Source organism: Pelagicoccus sp. SDUM812005, assembly GCF_031127875.1.
In the GTDB taxonomy this organism is placed as follows: Bacteria; Verrucomicrobiota; Verrucomicrobiia; order Opitutales; family Opitutaceae; genus Pelagicoccus.
Genome location: NZ_JARXIA010000022.1, coordinates 15,695 through 32,901 on the forward strand (window position 1 = coordinate 15,695; position 17,207 = coordinate 32,901).

General features: G+C 58.3%; 14 protein-coding genes and 1 riboswitch. Of the genes, 2 read left to right on the forward strand and 12 right to left on the reverse strand.

The window, feature by feature from the left end:
* Positions 1-49: 49 nt before the first annotated feature.
* On the forward strand, positions 50-1,180 hold the full coding sequence (locus QEH57_RS21055; RefSeq protein WP_309008765.1) for a DUF3524 domain-containing protein: 1,131 nt from the start codon (positions 50-52) through the stop codon (positions 1,178-1,180).
* Positions 1,181-1,192: 12 nt separating this feature from the next.
* Here the strand turns inward: QEH57_RS21055 and QEH57_RS21060 are convergent, their stop codons facing one another.
* The 3 genes from QEH57_RS21060 to QEH57_RS21070 all read right to left on the reverse strand — a co-directional run bounded on the left by QEH57_RS21060 (position 1,193) and on the right by QEH57_RS21070 (position 4,977).
* Positions 1,193-2,296, reverse strand: a complete 1,104-nt coding sequence (locus tag QEH57_RS21060) for a C1 family peptidase (protein ID WP_309008766.1) — start codon at positions 2,294-2,296, stop codon at positions 1,193-1,195.
* 125 nt (positions 2,297-2,421) lie between these two features.
* Positions 2,422-4,344, reverse strand: coding sequence for a methyl-accepting chemotaxis protein (locus QEH57_RS21065; RefSeq protein ID WP_309008767.1), 1,923 nt, complete (start codon positions 4,342-4,344; stop codon positions 2,422-2,424).
* Positions 4,345-4,410: 66 nt separating this feature from the next.
* Positions 4,411-4,977 carry a TonB family protein gene (locus QEH57_RS21070; protein ID WP_309008768.1) on the reverse strand — a complete coding sequence of 189 codons (567 nt, stop codon included), beginning with the start codon at positions 4,975-4,977 and terminating at the stop codon, positions 4,411-4,413.
* A gap of 240 nt (positions 4,978-5,217) precedes the next feature.
* On the opposite strand from QEH57_RS21070, the gene QEH57_RS21075 reads away from it, so the two are divergent.
* Positions 5,218-5,625: a thioredoxin family protein gene (locus tag QEH57_RS21075; protein ID WP_309008769.1), complete on the forward strand. Its 408-nt coding sequence runs from the start codon at positions 5,218-5,220 to the stop codon at positions 5,623-5,625.
* A 93-nt stretch (positions 5,626-5,718) separates the two neighbouring features.
* Here the strand turns inward: QEH57_RS21075 and QEH57_RS21080 are convergent, their stop codons facing one another.
* The 9 genes from QEH57_RS21080 to QEH57_RS21120 all read right to left on the reverse strand — a co-directional run bounded on the left by QEH57_RS21080 (position 5,719) and on the right by QEH57_RS21120 (position 17,199).
* A complete protein-coding gene (locus QEH57_RS21080) occupies positions 5,719-7,248 on the reverse strand; it encodes a glycine hydroxymethyltransferase (protein WP_309008770.1) in 1,530 nt (509 codons plus the stop codon).
* A 33-nt stretch (positions 7,249-7,281) separates the two neighbouring features.
* Positions 7,282-7,364, reverse strand: a riboswitch (ZMP/ZTP riboswitch).
* A 77-nt stretch (positions 7,365-7,441) separates the two neighbouring features.
* Positions 7,442-8,626: a HAMP domain-containing sensor histidine kinase gene (locus tag QEH57_RS21085; protein WP_309008771.1), complete on the reverse strand. Its 1,185-nt coding sequence runs from the start codon at positions 8,624-8,626 to the stop codon at positions 7,442-7,444.
* Complete coding sequence (locus QEH57_RS21090) at positions 8,626-9,750, reverse strand: FIST C-terminal domain-containing protein (RefSeq protein WP_309008772.1); 1,125 nt, start codon at positions 9,748-9,750, stop codon at positions 8,626-8,628. Before QEH57_RS21090 ends, QEH57_RS21085 begins: the two co-directional genes overlap by 1 nt.
* A gap of 11 nt (positions 9,751-9,761) precedes the next feature.
* Positions 9,762-10,127, reverse strand: coding sequence for a nucleotide pyrophosphohydrolase (locus QEH57_RS21095; protein WP_309008773.1), 366 nt, complete (start codon positions 10,125-10,127; stop codon positions 9,762-9,764).
* Between the two features lie 75 nt (positions 10,128-10,202).
* Positions 10,203-11,351 (reverse strand): N-acetyl-alpha-D-glucosaminyl L-malate synthase BshA, encoded by a 1,149-nt coding sequence (bshA, locus tag QEH57_RS21100; protein ID WP_309008774.1) that lies wholly within the window; start codon positions 11,349-11,351, stop codon positions 10,203-10,205.
* Entirely contained in the window at positions 11,352-12,062 is a 711-nt protein-coding gene (locus QEH57_RS21105) for a PIG-L family deacetylase (protein WP_309008775.1), read from the reverse strand. It abuts the gene before it with no gap.
* A complete protein-coding gene (locus tag QEH57_RS21110; protein WP_309008776.1) occupies positions 12,055-12,825 on the reverse strand; it encodes a hypothetical protein in 771 nt (256 codons plus the stop codon). The genes QEH57_RS21105 and QEH57_RS21110 overlap by 8 nt, the downstream gene beginning before the upstream one ends.
* Positions 12,818-14,527: a sodium:solute symporter gene (locus tag QEH57_RS21115; RefSeq protein ID WP_309008777.1), complete on the reverse strand. Its 1,710-nt coding sequence runs from the start codon at positions 14,525-14,527 to the stop codon at positions 12,818-12,820. The genes QEH57_RS21110 and QEH57_RS21115 overlap by 8 nt, the downstream gene beginning before the upstream one ends.
* A gap of 143 nt (positions 14,528-14,670) precedes the next feature.
* A complete protein-coding gene (locus QEH57_RS21120) occupies positions 14,671-17,199 on the reverse strand; it encodes a PIG-L family deacetylase (protein ID WP_309008778.1) in 2,529 nt (842 codons plus the stop codon).
* Between the last annotated feature and the right edge of the window lie 8 nt (positions 17,200-17,207).

Consider the following 17,207-nt stretch of genomic DNA (forward strand, 5'->3'; position numbering starts at 1 on the left):
GGATCCATTCTCCACGGACGCGGGCTAAAGCTCCGCGCTACGCCGACTCATGCCTCCTAAAAAAATCGCCCTCATCGAGCCCTTCTTCTCCGGCTCGCACCAACGTTGGGCGGAGGAGCTCCAGCGCCACTCCCGCCACCAGTTCGACCTCATCACCCTGCCCGGGCGCAGCTGGAAGTGGCGCATGCACGGGGCCGCCGTCACCCTCGCCCAAGAGCTGCTGTCGCGAGAAACTCAATACGACCTGCTGCTCGCCACCGACATGCTCGACTTCGCCGTCTTCCTGTCGCTCGCCCGCTCCCGCTACGCCCACACCCCCACCGCCGTCTATTTTCACGAGAACCAGCTCTGCTACCCCTGGTCGCCCCGCGACGCCGACGTTAAGAAAAAGCGGGACCTGCACTACGCCTTCATCAACTACACCACCGCCCTCACCGCCGATCGCGTGTATTACAATTCCCAATACCACCGCGACGCCTTCGTCGGTGCCCTGCCCCAGTTCCTCGACCGTTACCCCGACTTCCCAAACAAAGGCACCATCGCCAGCATCGACGCCAAGAGCCAAGCCCTCCCGCTCGGCATGGACCTCAAAGCCTTCGACGCCTACCAGCCTGCCGCCCCCTCTCGCAACGACGTTCCCCTACTGCTCTGGAACCACCGCTGGGAATACGACAAAAACCCGAAAGGCTTCTGCAAGCTCCTCTTCGCCCTCGCCGACCGAGGGCTCGACTTCGAAGTCGCCCTGCTCGGCGACCGATTCGAAGAGGAACCCGAATACTTCCAACAAGCCCGCCAGAAGCTCGGACAACGCATCGTCTCCTACGGACGCGCCGAGAAGTTCGAAGAGTATGCCCAGTGGCTGTGGCGAGCCGACATCCTACCCGTAACATCGCGGCAAGACTTCTTCGGCGGCAGCGTAGTCGAAGCCATCTATTGCGGCTGCCATCCCGTTCTGCCCAAACGTCTCGCGTATCCAGACCACATCGACGTCACCCAACATCCGGAGAACTACTACAAGACGCACGACGAAGCCGTTGAACGCCTCACCGCCTTGATCCAATCCGGCAATTGGCGCCAATCCAGCCCCCACGCCAGCAAGATGACTGCCTACGACTGGACGGATTGTATCGATAGATACGATACAGCCCTGTCTGAGACAGCGAGCGCGACAGCGCCTTGAAGGAACAGGCCTCTACTTCAGCTCTACCACGTAGCAGCTGTTCAGGTTATTCAACAAATACTCGTAGGTGAAGAAGCCGTATCCGCCTGCGCCCCAGTCGTCGCCCCAAGAATTGCGGAAGATAAACTTCGCATTCTCGATCTTTCCGTCTTCGCAGCGGTAGCCGATAATCGTAACCGCGTGACCGCCATCGGGCCGAACCGGCTGCTTGCTCAACACGCTAGTATGAGCGATTCGCGAGTAGGCAGGCCATGAAACGCCAACCACCACCGGCATATTCGCATTGAGCACGTGTACGATATTCTGGATACCTTTCTCGCTACGCGCCCCAGGAACCATAAAGGGACTGAAGTTCACCGTATCCAACATCGAATACGGAGTCTTCGCCGCGCGCTCCTCGCGCGTCTGCTCCAGAGCGAGACCGTGGCCGCGTATCGCTTGGAATACGTGCTCAAGGGCAAACCCGAGATCCAAGCCGTTTCTTCGTCCCGTTTCCCTGTCGAAGCCAACCGCATCGGGTCGGCCCAAGGAACGCGAGGTGGCGTTGATCAAATACGGCTCCGAAAGGTTCAGGGCTTGGCCATGTCCTTCCGCAAACTGGTACTCCAAGGCAGCCACGATGGCATGCACCGAACAACTCGGACCACTCTGGCTGCGCACCCGAATGCCATGGCTGCGGAAGCGGTCGCGCAGGTCGACTTCCGTCTTCAATTGCGGCTCCGTCCCGAAGAGCGAAAAGGCGCTGCTCGATCCCGCGGGCGACGGGGCGACGGCGCGGGCTTGGCTGCGGAGCTCTCGGGCTTGGACTGCCTTGGCCGCGGCGATGCGCTGTTCCTGGGCTTGAATCTGACGTTGGCGTTGAGCGGCCAGCTCCGCTTCGCGATCCGCCGCTCGCGCGGAGTCGTATCCATACTTCGCTTGCAGCTCCGGCGAGAGCTTCGACAGCGGCACTTGAGCGATGCCTCGAGCATGACGGATGGAAAGCGAAGACTCGTTGGCCGAGAGAACGACGACCCGATGGAAAACGTCGCTCCCCACCTCCAGCTTTTCATAGGAGTCAGCCGCGAAGGCATGGAGCGAGAAGATCAAGGAGAAGAGCAAGAGGAAGGATTTCATAACGAGCGACAGTGGATTCCTTTTCCTACCTTCGGATTTTTCGCGCGCTTCTTCAGCCGGATACAAAAAAGACGCGCTCCCGAAAAGGAAGCGCGCCTTGAAAACTTAGAACTGGCTCGTGCGGACTAGTTGTCCCACATGTCGGCGAAGGCGTCGTCCTTGACCACCTGCTTCTGGCGGGACGAGGTGCGAGGGGCCGGCGAATCGAAGGCATTTTCGATCGGAGCCGAGTAGGAACGTGCGACCGAAGAAGAGGCATTGCTGCGAGAGCCTCCATTAACCACGGCGACGAGGTCTTGGATAGTCTGCTGCATACTGTTCGACTGCTCGAGCAAGACGCGGCTGGAAGAGGCGGTTTCTTCCGCGCCAGCTGCGTTTCGCTGCGTAACGCTGTCCATGTTGCTGATAGAAGTCTGGATCAGACCCACGCCGCGGTTCTGCTCGGCGGAAGCATCGGAGATTTGGCCGACGATTTCGTCCATCTTCTGCGTATGGCTGACGATGGTCTGCAGGTTTTGGGCAACGCGCTGGTTGATCTCCACCCCGCGCTCGGACTTCTGAACCGAATTCTCGATCTTCTGAGCGGTAATGGAAGCCGCTTCCGCGGAACGGTGAGCCAGGCTGCGTACTTCGTCCGCAACTACGGCGAATCCTGCGCCAGACTCGCCGGCACGTGCCGCTTCCACCGCTGCGTTGAGAGCGAGGATGTTGGTCTGGAAAGCGATTTCGTCGATGGTCTTGATGATGTTGGCGATGTTGTCGGAAGACTCCTTGATGTCCTCCATCGCAGTGATCATGTCCTTCATGGACTCGGCGCCAGACTCCGCAGCAACACGGGCTTCGCTGGCGAGCTTCTTCGCGTTTTCGGCGTTCTGGGCGTTCTTCTCGGTCATGGCATTGACCTCCTCGAGCGACGAGCTGGTCTCCTCGATAGAGGCAGCTTGCTCGGAAGAGTCGCGGGCCAGGGCTTCGCTGCTCGCGGAGACCTGTTCGGAGGCGACCAAGGTTTCGGCGGCGGCGCCTTGCAGACGGCCTACGATCTCGTCGATGCTGCGAGTGATGCCGCGAACGACGTACCATCCGCCTACGGCGCCGATCGAAAGACCGACGAGGCTGATGATCATCACGGAGAGATTGACCGTAGCTTGGAGGCTCTCGGCGTTCTTCTTCAAATTAGCTTGATGCTCGCCGATGGTACGCTGGAAGACTTCAATCTTTTCCACAAACTCGGGACCGACCGGACGCAATTTCGTGGCGTCGATTTCCACGATGTTCTTGAGCGTGTCAGCCAGTTCCGCAACTCCCTTGGAGAAGGCGGCCGACACTTCGATGCTGTTGGCGAGGACGCGCTCCTTGAGCTCGTCCTTCAAGCTTTCGTCGAAGTCGACATTCATCTGGTAGTCTTCCTTCAGTACGCCGAGCTTGGACGCGAGCTCTGCGACCTTCTCCTTGGCTTCCGCGATGTCCTCGTCGTTGTACTTGACGATGACGCGGTTGATCGCGGAGTCGGCTTCGAACATGCTCTGCAAAGCGGACGAAGTAGCGAAGGCACCCGCGATGTCTCCCTTGGCCTGGTCGGCCGCGAGAAGCTCCTTGAGCATGTCCTTGATCTCCTTGCCGCCCGGCTTGACGACCTCTTCCAGGAGCTCGCTCTGGCGGCCCTTGAGGCTGACGATTGAATTAAAAGCGGAATTGTATCCATCCATCAACGCCGTCGCCTCCTTCAGGGCAGTGCGAGCGGTATCGTTGTCGGCTTCCCGAGCGAACTTCTCCAAGTCCGAAGAAAGCGCGCCATACATGGCTTCGTGCTTTTCGACGTGGCTGGGATCGGTCGTCGTAAGGTATTCGGCGATGTTGGATCGCATCGACAAGGCGACGTTTACTTTATCAGAGGCAGCGTTTCCTTCTTCAACGCTTTCGGAGAATTCTCCGAAAGAATCGTTGAGCTTCGATACCGCGACATAGGACACGGCAGCGAGCACGACGAAGAAGGTGAGAGCTATCGCGATGGTGAAGCCAATTTTCTTGGCGAGTGACATTGAGCTCATTTTACAGGTGGGATGTGAGGTGTTGCTTAGTTTTTAGAGTATTAAGGTGTAGTTTCCTTTTGGATACTAGCTTACAGGAGTCTCCTCGGCCGGAGACGGTGGCGGGGTATTTACAAACTTGAATGGGATTCTCAGCTTCGATCGAACCGACTTTCCTCCAACCTTCGCAGGCTCGAAAATCCAGGACTTCGCAGCCGCCAGTGAAGGCGCCTCCAAATCCGAGTGGGTCGACTTCTTGATCGATGCGTGAATCACTTGTCCTGCTTCGTTCAATACGAGATCGACCGAAACGAGACCTTTAAATTCTTCGGCGAGATACTGCTCCGGCAGGGTCGGCATGGCGCTGGACTTGATCACCGGCTGCACGTCCCACTTCGTGTAGACATCTACCTTGAGCGGATTTTCCTGGGTCCAATGCGCGATCGCGGCCTGCGATTCCGCGTCGAACTCCGATACTGGCAAATCGATGCGATCATCGCCTACTCGCAAGTAGACCGAGCCATCGAGAACCTTGTAAATGTTGCCGTCTAAGGAAGTGCCGTCCGCCTTGGTGTAGACGTCCGCAAACGCCGCTGCGATCGGAGAAATTCCGACGACGAAAAGAGCGACAATACGTGAGAGTTGGGTGTTCATTTTTTCAATACGGGAGATACCTAAACCGGCTAAGTAGAGAGCTCGGTCCCCTGTGAGATCGGTTATCGCACGTAAAGCTTGAACCGCTTTTTTCGTTCCCAATCGAAATTCAGTGAAAACAACTAGATTTCGGCGACGCTCGCCTCGGGAATTAACAATTGCTTAACGCAATTCAGGCGCGGCGGGGAGCGTTCCCTTCCCAAGGCGCACCTGCCAAAACCTTCAACAAAACGAATCGCAATGCTACCCAGATCGCTTCTCCTCCTCGCTTCCCTATTTCTCTTCGCCATGCCCTCCCACGCCAAGTCCGTGGAGGTCGTGAAACCAAAGCTCGTCGGCCTCTACTTTCATGCGACCTGGTGCGCGTCCTGCAAAACCTTGGACCCAGAAGTCGAAAAAGCAGCGGCCAGCCTCAAGAAGAGCCCCTTTCTCCTAGTCAAGCTCGACGTGTCCAACAAGGTGACTCAACACCAAGCCGGCATGACCGCCGCCGCTCTGGGCTACGACGATATCTACGCGGAGACCGGGCTCAAGACTGGGTTCATCATCCTGGTGGATACCAGCACCGGCGCCGAAGTGGGACGCATCTCCCGCGACGACGACGCCGCCACCATCTCAAGCAAAGTGAAGGCCCTGACCAAAACCTGAAGCTGAAAACCGATTTTCGAAGACACAAAAAAGGCGCGTCCCGAGCAAACGGGACGCGCCTTTGTTTTAAATAGGTTCCGAGCGAGCGGCTTCCTAGCCCACGAAAGCGGACTTGAGGAACTCGAGGTCGATCTCCGGATAGAGCACGAACTCGTCGAGCAAGGCCTTCACGCGACCGCGAGCTTCGGCGATCACCTCGTCCGCCAGCTCGTACTTGACCTTGCTTTGCTGGCCGGCGTTCTTGCCGCTAGCGATGGTGGCTGGCTTGGTGTTGGAGAGGATCAACTTGAAGATCGAAGCGATTTCCTTCATCTGCTCCACGCCCATGCCGAGCGAGGTAACCGCAGGAGCTCCCACGCGCAGGCCGCTGGTGTAGTGCGGGCCGTTCGGGTCGAACGGCAGGGAGTTTCGGTTCAGGGTAACACCGGCTTCGCGCACGGCGGCTTCCGCTTGGCGACCGTTGAGGCCGAAGCTGGTCACGTTGATCAAAAGCAAGTGGTTATCCGAACCGCCAGTCGCGATGGTCAAGCCCTCGTCGATCATGGCCTGGGCCAAGGCGCTGGTGTTTTCTACGACCTTGGCCGCGTAGTCCTTGAACTCGGGCTTGAGCGCTTCCTGGAAAGCGATGGCCTTGGCCGCCATGACGTGCGGGAGCGGACCGCCGATCACGAGCGGGCAACCCTTGTCCACGAACTCGGCGAACTCCTTCTTGCAAAGGACGATGCCGCCGCGTGGGCCGCGGAGCGTCTTGTGCGTGGTGGAAGTGACCACGTCCGCGAATGGCATCGGGTTGAAGTCGCCTTCGAAAACGTCGCCTGCCACCAGACCGGCAAAGTGCGCCATGTCGACCATGAGAACGGCGCCCACCTTGTCAGCGATCTCCTTCATGCGGCGGAAGTTGACCTTGCGCGGATAAGCGGAATAGCCGGCCAGCAGGATCAGCGGCTTGACCTCTTCGGCCTGCTTCTCGAGGGCGTCGTAGTCGAGCAAGCCAGTCGATTCGTTGACCGAGTAGCTGTAGGCATCGAAGAACTGGGCGGAAACGTTGAAACGGTAGCCGTGGGTCAGGTGACCGCCGGAGTAGTAGTCGAGGCCGAGCATGCGCTGGTTACCCATTGCGGCCCGAACCTTGTTCCAGTCCTCGCGGGAAAGCTTGGCTGGGTTGGGCTCGCCGAGTTCCGCAAGAGTCGGTACGCCGACCTTGGCCTGCAGGATAGCCCAAAACGCGATCATGTTCGCGTCGGCGCCGGAGTGCGGCTGCACGTAGGCGTGCTCGGCCTTGAAAAGCTCGCAAGCGAGGCGGCATGCCTCGGACTCGATGTCGTCGATATTGTCGCAACCCGCGTAGTAGCGAGCGCCGGCGAAGCCTTCCGCGTACTTGTCAGTCAACAAGTTGCCCATGGCCGCCTGCGTGTTGGTGGAAGTGAAGTTCTCGGACGCGATCAGCTTCAAGTTGCTGCGCTGGTCCTCGAGCTCCTTCACGATCGAGCGGGCGATCGATGGATTGACCTCTGCAACCTGCTGGAGGCTAGCGAGATAGCTAACCATTGCGGGCGAGATGGACTCGGCTGAACGGGAGGACAAGTAGTCCTGCAGTGGCGTGGCGGCGGTGGTTTCACTCATGATGGTTCTATGTGGAAGCGGTTAATCTCTGAAAAGTTCTACCCAGGCGCGCGATAGAACTGAACCGCTTCCCAGCGGTCAATCCCGCCTTTGCTTCGCCAGTCGCATTTCGGAAAAAAGCCGCTGAGCCCCTTCAAGTCAATGCGAAGTCCGCGCAGATTTGCAGCGCTTCAAGCCTGGCTTGCGCCCGCGGTCAAAGCTTGAGCTGGAAGCAGGCGCCCTTCCCCTGCCCCTCGCTTTCGGCGGAGAGCTTCCAGCCGTTGGCCTCGCAGATGAGGTTTGCCCGCGGCAAACTGAAGCCGTACCCGCCATCGCTGCGCTTGTGCTCCGGCATCTGGCACGGCTTGAAGACAACGCGCAGGTCCTCCCGTTCGATGCCAACTCCTTGGTCCCTGACCCGAAAGACGACTTGGCCCGCCTGACGCTCCAGCGAAATGCGGATGCTCTGCTCCCAAACCGAGAAGTCGACCGCGTTATCCAGCAAAACCTGCAAAACGAACAGAAGGCCCTCCTTGTCCACGATCAGGTTACCGCTCCAGCTGCCCTCGAACACCAGAGTGAGCTCCTTGGCGGCCAGCTTGGAAATCGTCTTGGATTGCAGCATCGCCTCCAGCTCGGAAAGGCTCAGGACCTGAGTCTCCCCGGGATGCTTCTGCCGGGCCTCCTCGAAGTAGGAACTGGCGAGCTGGGCCAGCTTGGAAATCCGCCTGAACCCCTTGCGCACGTAGTCCAAGTAGCGAGCGTTTTCGGGACTCAGCTCCTTGCTCTCCATCATGTTCAAGCTGCCGATCCAGTTGAGCGGCGTATTCAGCTCGTGGGAAATGTATTGGATGAAAGCCAGCTTGTCCGCGTCAAACTCCGCCAGGCGCGCGTTCGCTTCCGCCAAGCGCCGCTGGCTCTCCTCCAACGCCTCCTTCTGCAAACAGGCGTTCAAGGCGTTCGCCAGCTTGGAGTTCAAGCCGACCAGCGAATAAATCGTGCGTTGGTCCAGCGGCCCCCCGCTCTTGACCAGCGCGAGCAGGCCAAAGCCCGGCAGCGAGAAGAAGTAGGCGTACTCCTCCTCCAGCGAACTGTAGGAAAACGGAAGCTCCTCCCCCAAGGCCTTCAATCCAGCCGCGTCGTAGCTTCGTTCCAGTCGCGCTTCGACGATATGGACCGCCCGGTTGGCGGCCGCCTTCTTGGGCAGCAAGTAGAACGGCTCGAAAGCGAAGCGACCTTCCCCTGCCTCCACCTGCTTCAATACGCAGCCAGCCGAGAGGTTGAGCTTTCGCAGGTACTTCCCCAAGCACTCCTTGAGCATCTGCCGATAGCCTAAGCCGATGCCGATCGACATCGAAATCTCGTAATAGATCTGCTGCTCTTCCGCTCGCAGTAACATCAGGCTTCGATCACAGCGACCACCGCTGTCTTGTTATAGAATTCCAAGTAGTCCTTCCGGTTGTTGGCGATCTCGCCCAAGCTGAGCACGCCAAAGCTCGGAATCTCGGAATCGATCGACAGCGCCTTCAACTCCTCCTCGAAGGCCTCCCCAAGAAAGAGGTAGCGGGAAATGCAGTCCACCAAAAACACTGCCCGCCGCTCGGGCCGCCCCTCGAAAGACTCCCTCCCCCGCCGCAATGCTTCTCGGGCCGCCGCGACCAGGGATGCCGGATCCCCCTTCAAGATATGCACGAACGACTGCTCCGGCACCTCGCCGATGCAGACGATCTCCTGGTTCGGCCCCAGCGAAATCGGGTCGCGTACGATCTTTTCGGCCGCCAGCCGACTGATGCCGAACGGATAGCTGTTAGCCACCTGGAAGAAATTCTTGGTCGCGAAAACGTTGCCCGCATGGGCCTCCACCATCTCGCGATAAACCTCGAAGGCCGGCTGCCAGTCGAGCGAGACGATCTTGTTGCGATCCGACTCCGTCACCTCGAACGGCCCCTCCAGCTCCTGCCAGCCATGCGAAACTCCGATCCCCGTAGCCAAGTTGGAAAAGGCCAACACCGCGCAGTCCTTCAGCAGCCCCTCGTTCGTGAACAAGCACGGACGCTGCTCCAAGCTCAAGGAACCCGCTCCGCCGCCAATGTAGTTCGCCTCCAAGCCGAATACGGAAAACAGGTCCTCCACCAAATTGTTGATGCGCGTAGACAAGCCGTCCACGAAGACCATCACCGTGCGCGTCCGGGAAAAGTCCACCTCCAAAGCTTCCAAACGATCTTCGAAATCGTCGAAGGCATCGCTCAATCCCGCGATCGTCTCCACCTGCATCGTTTCGCCCAAGCCCACTACGATATGACCCTTCTCCATGCGGCAAGCGCCCAAGACGATCTGGGGAAAAATCCCGCCCACCACAGGGAGCGTCTGAGCCTTGAGGACCGGATCCACCGCGTCCGCCGCGTAACCGTTACCATCGCATGCCAGCACCAGCAGCGACGCCACCCCCGGCTGCGAGGCAACCGCCTCGAGGCTCCTTGCGAGCTCCCCGACCTCCGGACTTGAACTGCTCTTGATCGGCATGGCTAAGGTAACTAACCCCGCTTTTCCGAACTTCCCTTTGCTAGAATCACAGGATACTTCCGCGCATTCTTTAGCATCTTCCGGTCAATCGCCTTAGCGAGGTCGATTCCCGCCCGATTGGCGAACTGCAAGGCGTAGATCGCTACGTCAGCCAACTCGTCCTCGACCGCTTCGCGCTTCTCCCCGTCCCGCATCAGCGACTCGCATTGAGAACCTTCCAGCCATTGGAACGGCTCCATCAGCTCCGCCGCTTCGCCCGCCAAGGCCACGCTCAAGTTCTTCAAGGTGTGGAACTGCTCCCAATCCCGCTCCCTCGCAAACGCGGCCACACGCTCCTTCAAATCCGCAATGGGGGTATCCTGATCGCTGCACGACATAGGTAATCAATCAACGGATACATCCGAAGAATGCGAGCGCCGAGCAACGATTTAAGTAAACCCACCTAAGCCGAACTAAGCGACCGGCGCCCCTTCGAGCAAGGCCTGCTCGTAGCAAGCCAGGTACTTGGGAACGATCTTCTCGGCGGTGAAACGCTCCACCGCCCGTTCCTTGGCCGCAAGCCCCAAGGCGCGAGCCCGGGCCGGGTCTTCGACCAGCTCGTCGATACGGGCCGCCATCTCGTCGCAATTCCCAAAGTCGCAAAGCAAGCCGGACACGCCTTCCTCCATCACTTCCGGAATCCCGCCCACTCGAAAGGCCAAGGACGCCTTGCCCAAAAACATCCCTTCCAGAATGCTCAGGCAAAAGCTCTCCGTCTCCGAAGTGTAGATACCTAAATCGCTCGCTTCGATGTAGTCTTCCACCGGATACCCGTTCTGACGCACGATCACCGTCGACTCCAAGCCAAGCTCCCGCACCTTCCCCTCGAACTCCTCGAAAGAGTTACCCGCCAGCACGATCAGTTTCAGGCGGGAGCGAAACTTGCATCGGGCCACCGACTCCAGCAACAGGTCGATCCGCTTGACCGAACGCAGGTTCGAAGCGTGGAAAAGCGTGAAGCAGTCTCCGAGCTCCAGGTCCTTCCTCATCCGCTCCCGGGTCGAAGTCGCCTGACCGGGCGTATAGAAATTATGGATAACCTCCACCGGCTTCCCCACGTCGAAAATCTCCTCCGTGTCCCGTCTCAAACTATCCGATACAGTCGTGACACGATCCGAGTGCTGCAGCGAATACTCGATTGCCCGTCGGTAGTTCGGGTCGCGACCGAGCAAAGTCGTATCCGTGCCGTGCAGCGTCGTCACGATGCGCAAGCGATCCTGCTTGGCCATTCGCTTGGCGATATACGCCGCCGTCGCATGCGGCACCGCGTAGTGAGCGTGGATGATGTCCAAATGGACTTGGTCGGCCACCTCGGCGATCTTGACCGCCAGCGGCAGCGTATAGTCAGCGTATTCGAAAAGCTTATATTTCGAAACCGCGACCGCGTGAAAATGGATGCGCGGCAAGGACGTATCCAAGCGAACCGGCTTCGCGTAACTGAAGAAATGCACCTCGTGCCCACGAGCCGCCAACTCCATTCCCAATGCCGAAGCAAGAATTCCGCTGCCCCCGACCAAGGGGTAACAAGCGATGCCAATCTTAAGTGGGTTTTCGGAGTTCACCTAAAACAGACGAATCCCGCGCGGAGCCGAATTCAACCCATTTACAAGAACAGGGTCATTCGGCCAGAGGGCTTGAGCGTACTCGCACCCTGCTTGCAGTCCTAAGGTCCGAGCCCGCGAAACCTGCAGGTCCAGGTAACGCCGTGTCTTCATCTGGGATTGGTGACAGCTCATCAACTCCCGCCAAGCCTCGATCTGCAGTGATACGTCGAAGACGAAGGGCAGCTGGGCAGCAGGCTCCGCCCCAGGAGTAATCGCGTAAAAATAGAGCGACTCGATGGCGTGCGGCTTCAGCTCAGCCAAATCGCTTACGCCCGCGTACCGCGCCAGCCGGGCCGCGTCCATAGCCACTTTTCCAATCGCCACGTGGTCCGGATGCTGGTTTTCCACCCGGCTAGGCGCCAGCAGCACCGAAGCGCCCGTTGCCCGTATGACACGAGCCACTTCCATCGCGTTTCGAGGGCTGGCAACGATGCGCCCATCGCCGCCGCAATCGAGAAAGGAGAGACTCGCCCCGCAACGCGCCGCAGCAGCCTCGCTTTCCGCGACGCGCTCCTCCGGAGTCCCGTTGCTTCCCGACTCCCCCTTCGAACAAACCAAGAAATGGATACGGCTCCCCGCTTCCGCTTCCTTCAGCAGAATCGCCCCGCAGCCAAACTCGATATCGTCGGGATGCGCTCCTACCGCTAGAATGGTTGTTTCCTTACTCACCGACATAGGCTTCGTCACTGCGTTCAATGGGGTCACGTTCAACAAACTCGATCTCAGGTGCGTCGTCCAGGTTCAAGTATTTAATCTCCCCCGCTCCAGCAACGTAGTGCGTGCAATGCAAGACCGACTGCATCCACCGCAGGCGCGTATCGCGCGTCGGCGTGATCTTCGCCTTGTCGCTCGCGTCAGCCTCCACCTGCAAGTAAGAGCTTCCCCCTTGGTGCAAGGCGAAGCCGTCCCCATGCTTGCGAGCGCGAACCACCTCGCCCTCCAGCATCGTATCCACGAAAAAATCATCCACCGAAATCGCCTTAGCCCGAAACTCAGCCGAACCGGAACGCTCAATCCGCACCCCCTCCAGCAGTCCCATCCCGCGATACATCTCCAAGCAAAAGTCGGCTACGCTCTCCGCTTGCACCGAAGCGAAAAGCTCCGCCAACTCCGAGCTTACGAACTGCGGCAATTGTCGCGCCGTATTGGCCTGCCAACTACGATCCACTCGCTTTGCGAATAGCGGAGAGTACTTTTTCTGGATCTTGTTCTCGAAAGCAAAATTCAGGCACTGCAGCTCGCCGGTCTTCAAGTGGCAGAGCTTCGTCTGCGTTTCGCGCGGATCGTGATCGCAATCGTGATAAAAGAAAACGATTTCCCCGCCTAGTTCGCGTTGCAGTCGCCTCGCCGTCCAAATCTTGGATACGAGAAAACGCTTCGGAAAGAAACCGCAGGGCTGCTGCCCAAAACAAATAATCGGAGAGCTACTCATGCGTACCTACGCTCCTTCCCTTTCGAAAAACCGTCTGCTGCAACACAAAGGACAAAAGCATCACCATTCCGCATCCGATCAAGTTATACCAAAGGTAACCTATCTCCAAGGTCTGATACATTGCCAACACAGCCAATTGGCTCGCGATCGCTGCTGAGAAAACCGCGCTTCCTTTCACCGACTTCACAAAAAACGCCACCAGAAACATACCCAAGATGCCCCCGTAAAAGAGGGAACCGAGAATATTAACCGCCTCAATCAAGTTCTCGACCAAGTTAGCATACAGGGCAAAGGAAATAGCCAAGCCACCCCAAGCCGCCGTCAGTATTCGAGAAACCCTTACATAATGGGCATCGCTTTGGTCGGCCTTGGCAAGCCGCCGATAGAAGTCGACCATGGTCGTCGAACCCAAGGCATTCAATTCGGATGCGGTAGACGACATCGCCGCCGCAAAAATAACCGCCACTAACAAGCCAATAAGCCCCTCCGGAAGGTAGTTCAAAATGAACGTGATGAAAACGTAGTCGGAATCCTTCGCCTCGAAGTCCTCCCCTGCCTTGCCGATCAGCTCCTTCACCTCGCTGCGTACAAGCAAGGCCTCGGACTCCAAAGCCACCGCTTGCTCCTTGGACAACGCAATGGCAGCCGCGTCTCCTTGGTCCAGGTTCAAGGCAAGAGCGCGTACCGCTTCAGCCCTTTTCTCGACTACCGCTTCGTACCGATCCTGCAGGGCAGACAAATCGCCCGCGTATTCAGTTTCCGCGACCGCATCCAAGGTCGCTTGGTTGAAGAATACCGGCGGCTCCTCGAAAAGGTAGAAAACGAAAACCATCACCCCTACGAACAGGATGAAGAACTGCATCGGGATCTTAACGACCGCATTGAACAGAAGCCCGAATCGGCTGGCGCTTACCGAACTGCCCGCCAAATAGCGCTGCACTTGCGACTGGTCCGTTCCAAAATAGGATAGCGACAGAAAGAGACCGCCGAACAAGCCGGACCAAAACGTATAGCGCTCTTCGATATCGAAGGAAAAGTTGACCACCTCCAGCTTATCCATGGCGCCGGCCACCGAAAGGGCCGTGCCGAAGGAAACTTCGTCCGGAAGGTTGCCGATGATCATAGCGAAGGCTACGAACATCCCGATCAAGATGATTCCCATCTGGTAGCGCTGGGTGATGCTCACCGCCTTGGTGCCGCCCGAAACCGTGTACAGCACCACCAACGCGCCTACCAATACGATAGTCAGATCGAGGTTCCACCCCAACAACGAGGAAATCACAATGGCCGGAGCATAGATCGTAATCCCCGCCGCGAGGCCTCGCTGGATCAAAAACAAAAAGGCGCCCAGGTAGCGCGTCTTGGAATCGAACCGCTGTCCCAAGTATTCGTAGGACGTGTAGACGTTCAAACGGCGATAGATCGGAATGAAGAACACGCAAATAAAGATGATGGCGAACGGCATTCCGAAATAGTTCTGCACGAAGCCCATTCCATCGTCGTAAGCCTTTCCGGGAGTCGAGAGGAAGGTGATCGCGCTCGCTTGAGTCGCCATGACCGATAGCCCAATCGTACCCCAGCGGATCGAATCATCTCCCTTGAGGTACCCCTGCAAGCCGCCCGAACTCCGCGTGCGCCACATCCCATACGCCGCGATTCCCACCAGCGTTCCGAGCAGAACGATATAATCTAAAGTACTCACGCGTAGAACTTGGTAAACAAATAGAAGGCGATTACCTCCGCTACGAAGAAGAGAGCTACAAACCAGTATACCCGTCTCCAACTACCGAATACAGGAGCCTGGTCGCTCTCTCGTTTTTCTTTATTCGCTTCCATCAGTATCGATTATGGTCGTGCGTCAGAGCTGGCTTCATGTCCGAGAGAAAGCAAGTTCGCAAAAATCCGGTACGCCCCGGGGACGCCCGCGGGCAGCTGGCGAAACCAAGAAATCCCCGTATAAACGAAATATCCTTTCCCATGCTTGGCGACTAGCAGGCTGCCTTCCCGAGCTGGCTCGCCGGGATCGTTGATCGAGAAAACGGGCGTGAACGCTCGATCCCAGGAATCGGGAAAATAAAGCCCCCTCTCCTGCGTCCAAAAATCAAAATCGTCGGCCGTGATGCGATTCGGCGAATTCATGACCGGATGCTCCGGCGCGATAACCCGTACCTCAGCCGACTCGTCCGTCACGCGGTCGCGGGAAAGGCTCAGCGGATACGGAGCGAACTTCTGAGTCTTCAAACCTCGGTTCGTATTGTACTGAACCAACACGGTGCCGCCCTCTTCGGCGAACCGAAACAGGTCTTCCATTATCGCATCAATATTCTCAACCGTATTGTAGGCGCGGATACCAACGACTACCGTATCGATTCCCACCAGCTGAGTTTGGTCAAAGCCTTCCGCGGAAAGCTCCACGACCTCGTATCCAATCTCCCGGATGCTGGCCGGTACCACATCGCCCGCCCCCGGCAGGTAGCCGATGCGCTGCCCGAACCGGGCCACCTCCAGGCTGACTGCCCGAGTCGCTGCAGTCGCAAACACGGTCTGCTCCCGAATATGATCGTACTCGATCTGGGCAACCGACTGGTCGAACGCCCCCGCATTGGTAGACAGCCTTGCCGCGATGCTAACTTGCTCCGGCTGCGAGCGGGGCGTCACCGTAAACGAATAGCTTCGCGTGCCGCCGCTGCGCAGGGTCGGCACCTCGTAAGCCGAAGGCTCCACGGACCAACCTTTCGGCAGGTCGAGCGTCAAGCGCCCCTCGACGTCATCCAACAGAGCGCTGATGGTAACCTCGACTTGCCGGCTCTCATAGTTCGGGAAAAGCGTGACCGGATTCGCAAACTCGATAGCCGCCGCGGGCAGATTCAGAACCGGGTGGATCGTTTCCCCTTTGGCTGGATCGACCTCGCGATAGGAGATCGGCAAGCCCACCAGAACCGCCGTATCCATAATCTCGATCGCAACTTCGGCGTAGAAAGCGGGGTCGTTCTCCGCCTTGCCAATCAGCAGCTGATCTTCGACGTCGAACATCCCCAGCGTCCCCTCCCTTTCCAGCCAATAGGGCTGAGGGTAGGCCGTATCCTCCCCGATCGATACCGAAACCGAATGCTCCACTCGCTCGTTGTAGCTCAATTCCAAGCCGAGCCGCTCCGCATGCTTGGCGAAGGGGATCGCCAAGCCCACCAACTGGGCCGGAACCTGCGAGCGATTTATCAACTCGAGGGTGAGCTTCATGGAGTCGCCATTGCGAACGTACTGCTCTGAGCTCAAGGCCCTCAGATCCAGTCCCATGCAGGCCAATACGATCTCGTCCAGCTCGCCTCGCTTGCGCAAGGCCCAGCTCCCGTCGGGAAGTTCCGAGATCGCTTGCCGCAATTCGAGCAAAGCAGGCACCGAACGAGCAGGATCCCCTACATCGAAGCTGGAAATGATCTCCCTTAGCTCTGCTTGAACCGTATCCGATTTTTCGACACGCGCCCAAGTCGTATCCACTCCGCTAAAGATGTCCCCTCGCACCGGCGCGCCGACCAGATGCTCGAAGTACTCGATTCGGGAACCGCGATCGATGCGCGTGCCGAAGCCTTGGCTGAGGTGCTTGCTGCGGCTGGCGGAAGCGATTTCGTTGTAGGACTTTCCAAGCAACGGCTCGAAACCTCCCACATCGATACGGGCATACTTTTCATCGTCGAAGCTTGCATCGTTGTTCCTGAAGAACCAGCTGCTGGTATTCCAGACCACTCGCTTGGCTTGCCAGGTGTCGACGAACTCGAGCTGTTCCGGAAAGCGGCTCGGATCCGCAGCGGCCTCGAACGCTTCCAAGGCAAGGATGGTGGAAGCAGTGTGGTGGCCATGCGTGCGACCGGGCTCGAGGCCGAAACGCGTAATCAAGACGTCTGGCTGAAAGTTGCGAATCACCCAGACCGTATCTGCCAAAACCGCTTCCCGGTCCCAAATCTGGAGGGTCTCGTCGGGATGCTTGGAAAACCCGAAATCCTTGGCCCGACTGAAGAACTGCTGACCGCCGTCCACCCTACGGGCCTCCAAAAGCTCTTGCGTACGGATTACCCCAAGCTGGTCTCGAAGTTCCGGGCCGATCAGGTTCTGCCCGCCATCGCCGCGCGTCAGCGACAGGTAAGCCGTATCGTATTTGCGACCCAACGACAGGTAGGAAATCAGGTTCGTATTCTCGTCGTCCGGGTGTGCCGCAACGTAGAGGGCTCGGCCCAGCGTATCCAGTTTCTGGAGCGACCAGAGAATTTCGGATCCGGTTCGCGGCTCCGGGGCGTTCACGGCTTGAGCTTGCAACAGGCTCGTCGCCGAAGCGAGCGAGAGCAGGTAGCAGCTCACGTTTCGGAAAAGTTCTAGGGACATGTTCGGAT

Coding starts and splice junctions, on each gene's coding strand:
- QEH57_RS21120 (WP_309008778.1), bottom strand. CDS start 17,199: ATGTCCCTAGAACTTTTCCGAAACGTGAGCTGCTACCTGCTCTCGCTC.
- QEH57_RS21070 (WP_309008768.1), bottom strand. CDS start 4,977: ATGAACACCCAACTCTCACGTATTGTCGCTCTTTTCGTCGTCGGAATT.
- QEH57_RS21060 (WP_309008766.1), bottom strand. CDS start 2,296: ATGAAATCCTTCCTCTTGCTCTTCTCCTTGATCTTCTCGCTCCATGCC.
- QEH57_RS21075 (WP_309008769.1), top strand. CDS start 5,218: ATGCTACCCAGATCGCTTCTCCTCCTCGCTTCCCTATTTCTCTTCGCC.
- QEH57_RS21085 (WP_309008771.1), bottom strand. CDS start 8,626: ATGTTACTGCGAGCGGAAGAGCAGCAGATCTATTACGAGATTTCGATG.
- QEH57_RS21065 (WP_309008767.1), bottom strand. CDS start 4,344: ATGAGCTCAATGTCACTCGCCAAGAAAATTGGCTTCACCATCGCGATA.
- QEH57_RS21080 (WP_309008770.1), bottom strand. CDS start 7,248: ATGAGTGAAACCACCGCCGCCACGCCACTGCAGGACTACTTGTCCTCC.
- QEH57_RS21090 (WP_309008772.1), bottom strand. CDS start 9,750: ATGCCGATCAAGAGCAGTTCAAGTCCGGAGGTCGGGGAGCTCGCAAGG.
- QEH57_RS21110 (WP_309008776.1), bottom strand. CDS start 12,825: ATGAGTAGCTCTCCGATTATTTGTTTTGGGCAGCAGCCCTGCGGTTTC.
- QEH57_RS21055 (WP_309008765.1), top strand. CDS start 50: ATGCCTCCTAAAAAAATCGCCCTCATCGAGCCCTTCTTCTCCGGCTCG.
- QEH57_RS21095 (WP_309008773.1), bottom strand. CDS start 10,127: ATGTCGTGCAGCGATCAGGATACCCCCATTGCGGATTTGAAGGAGCGT.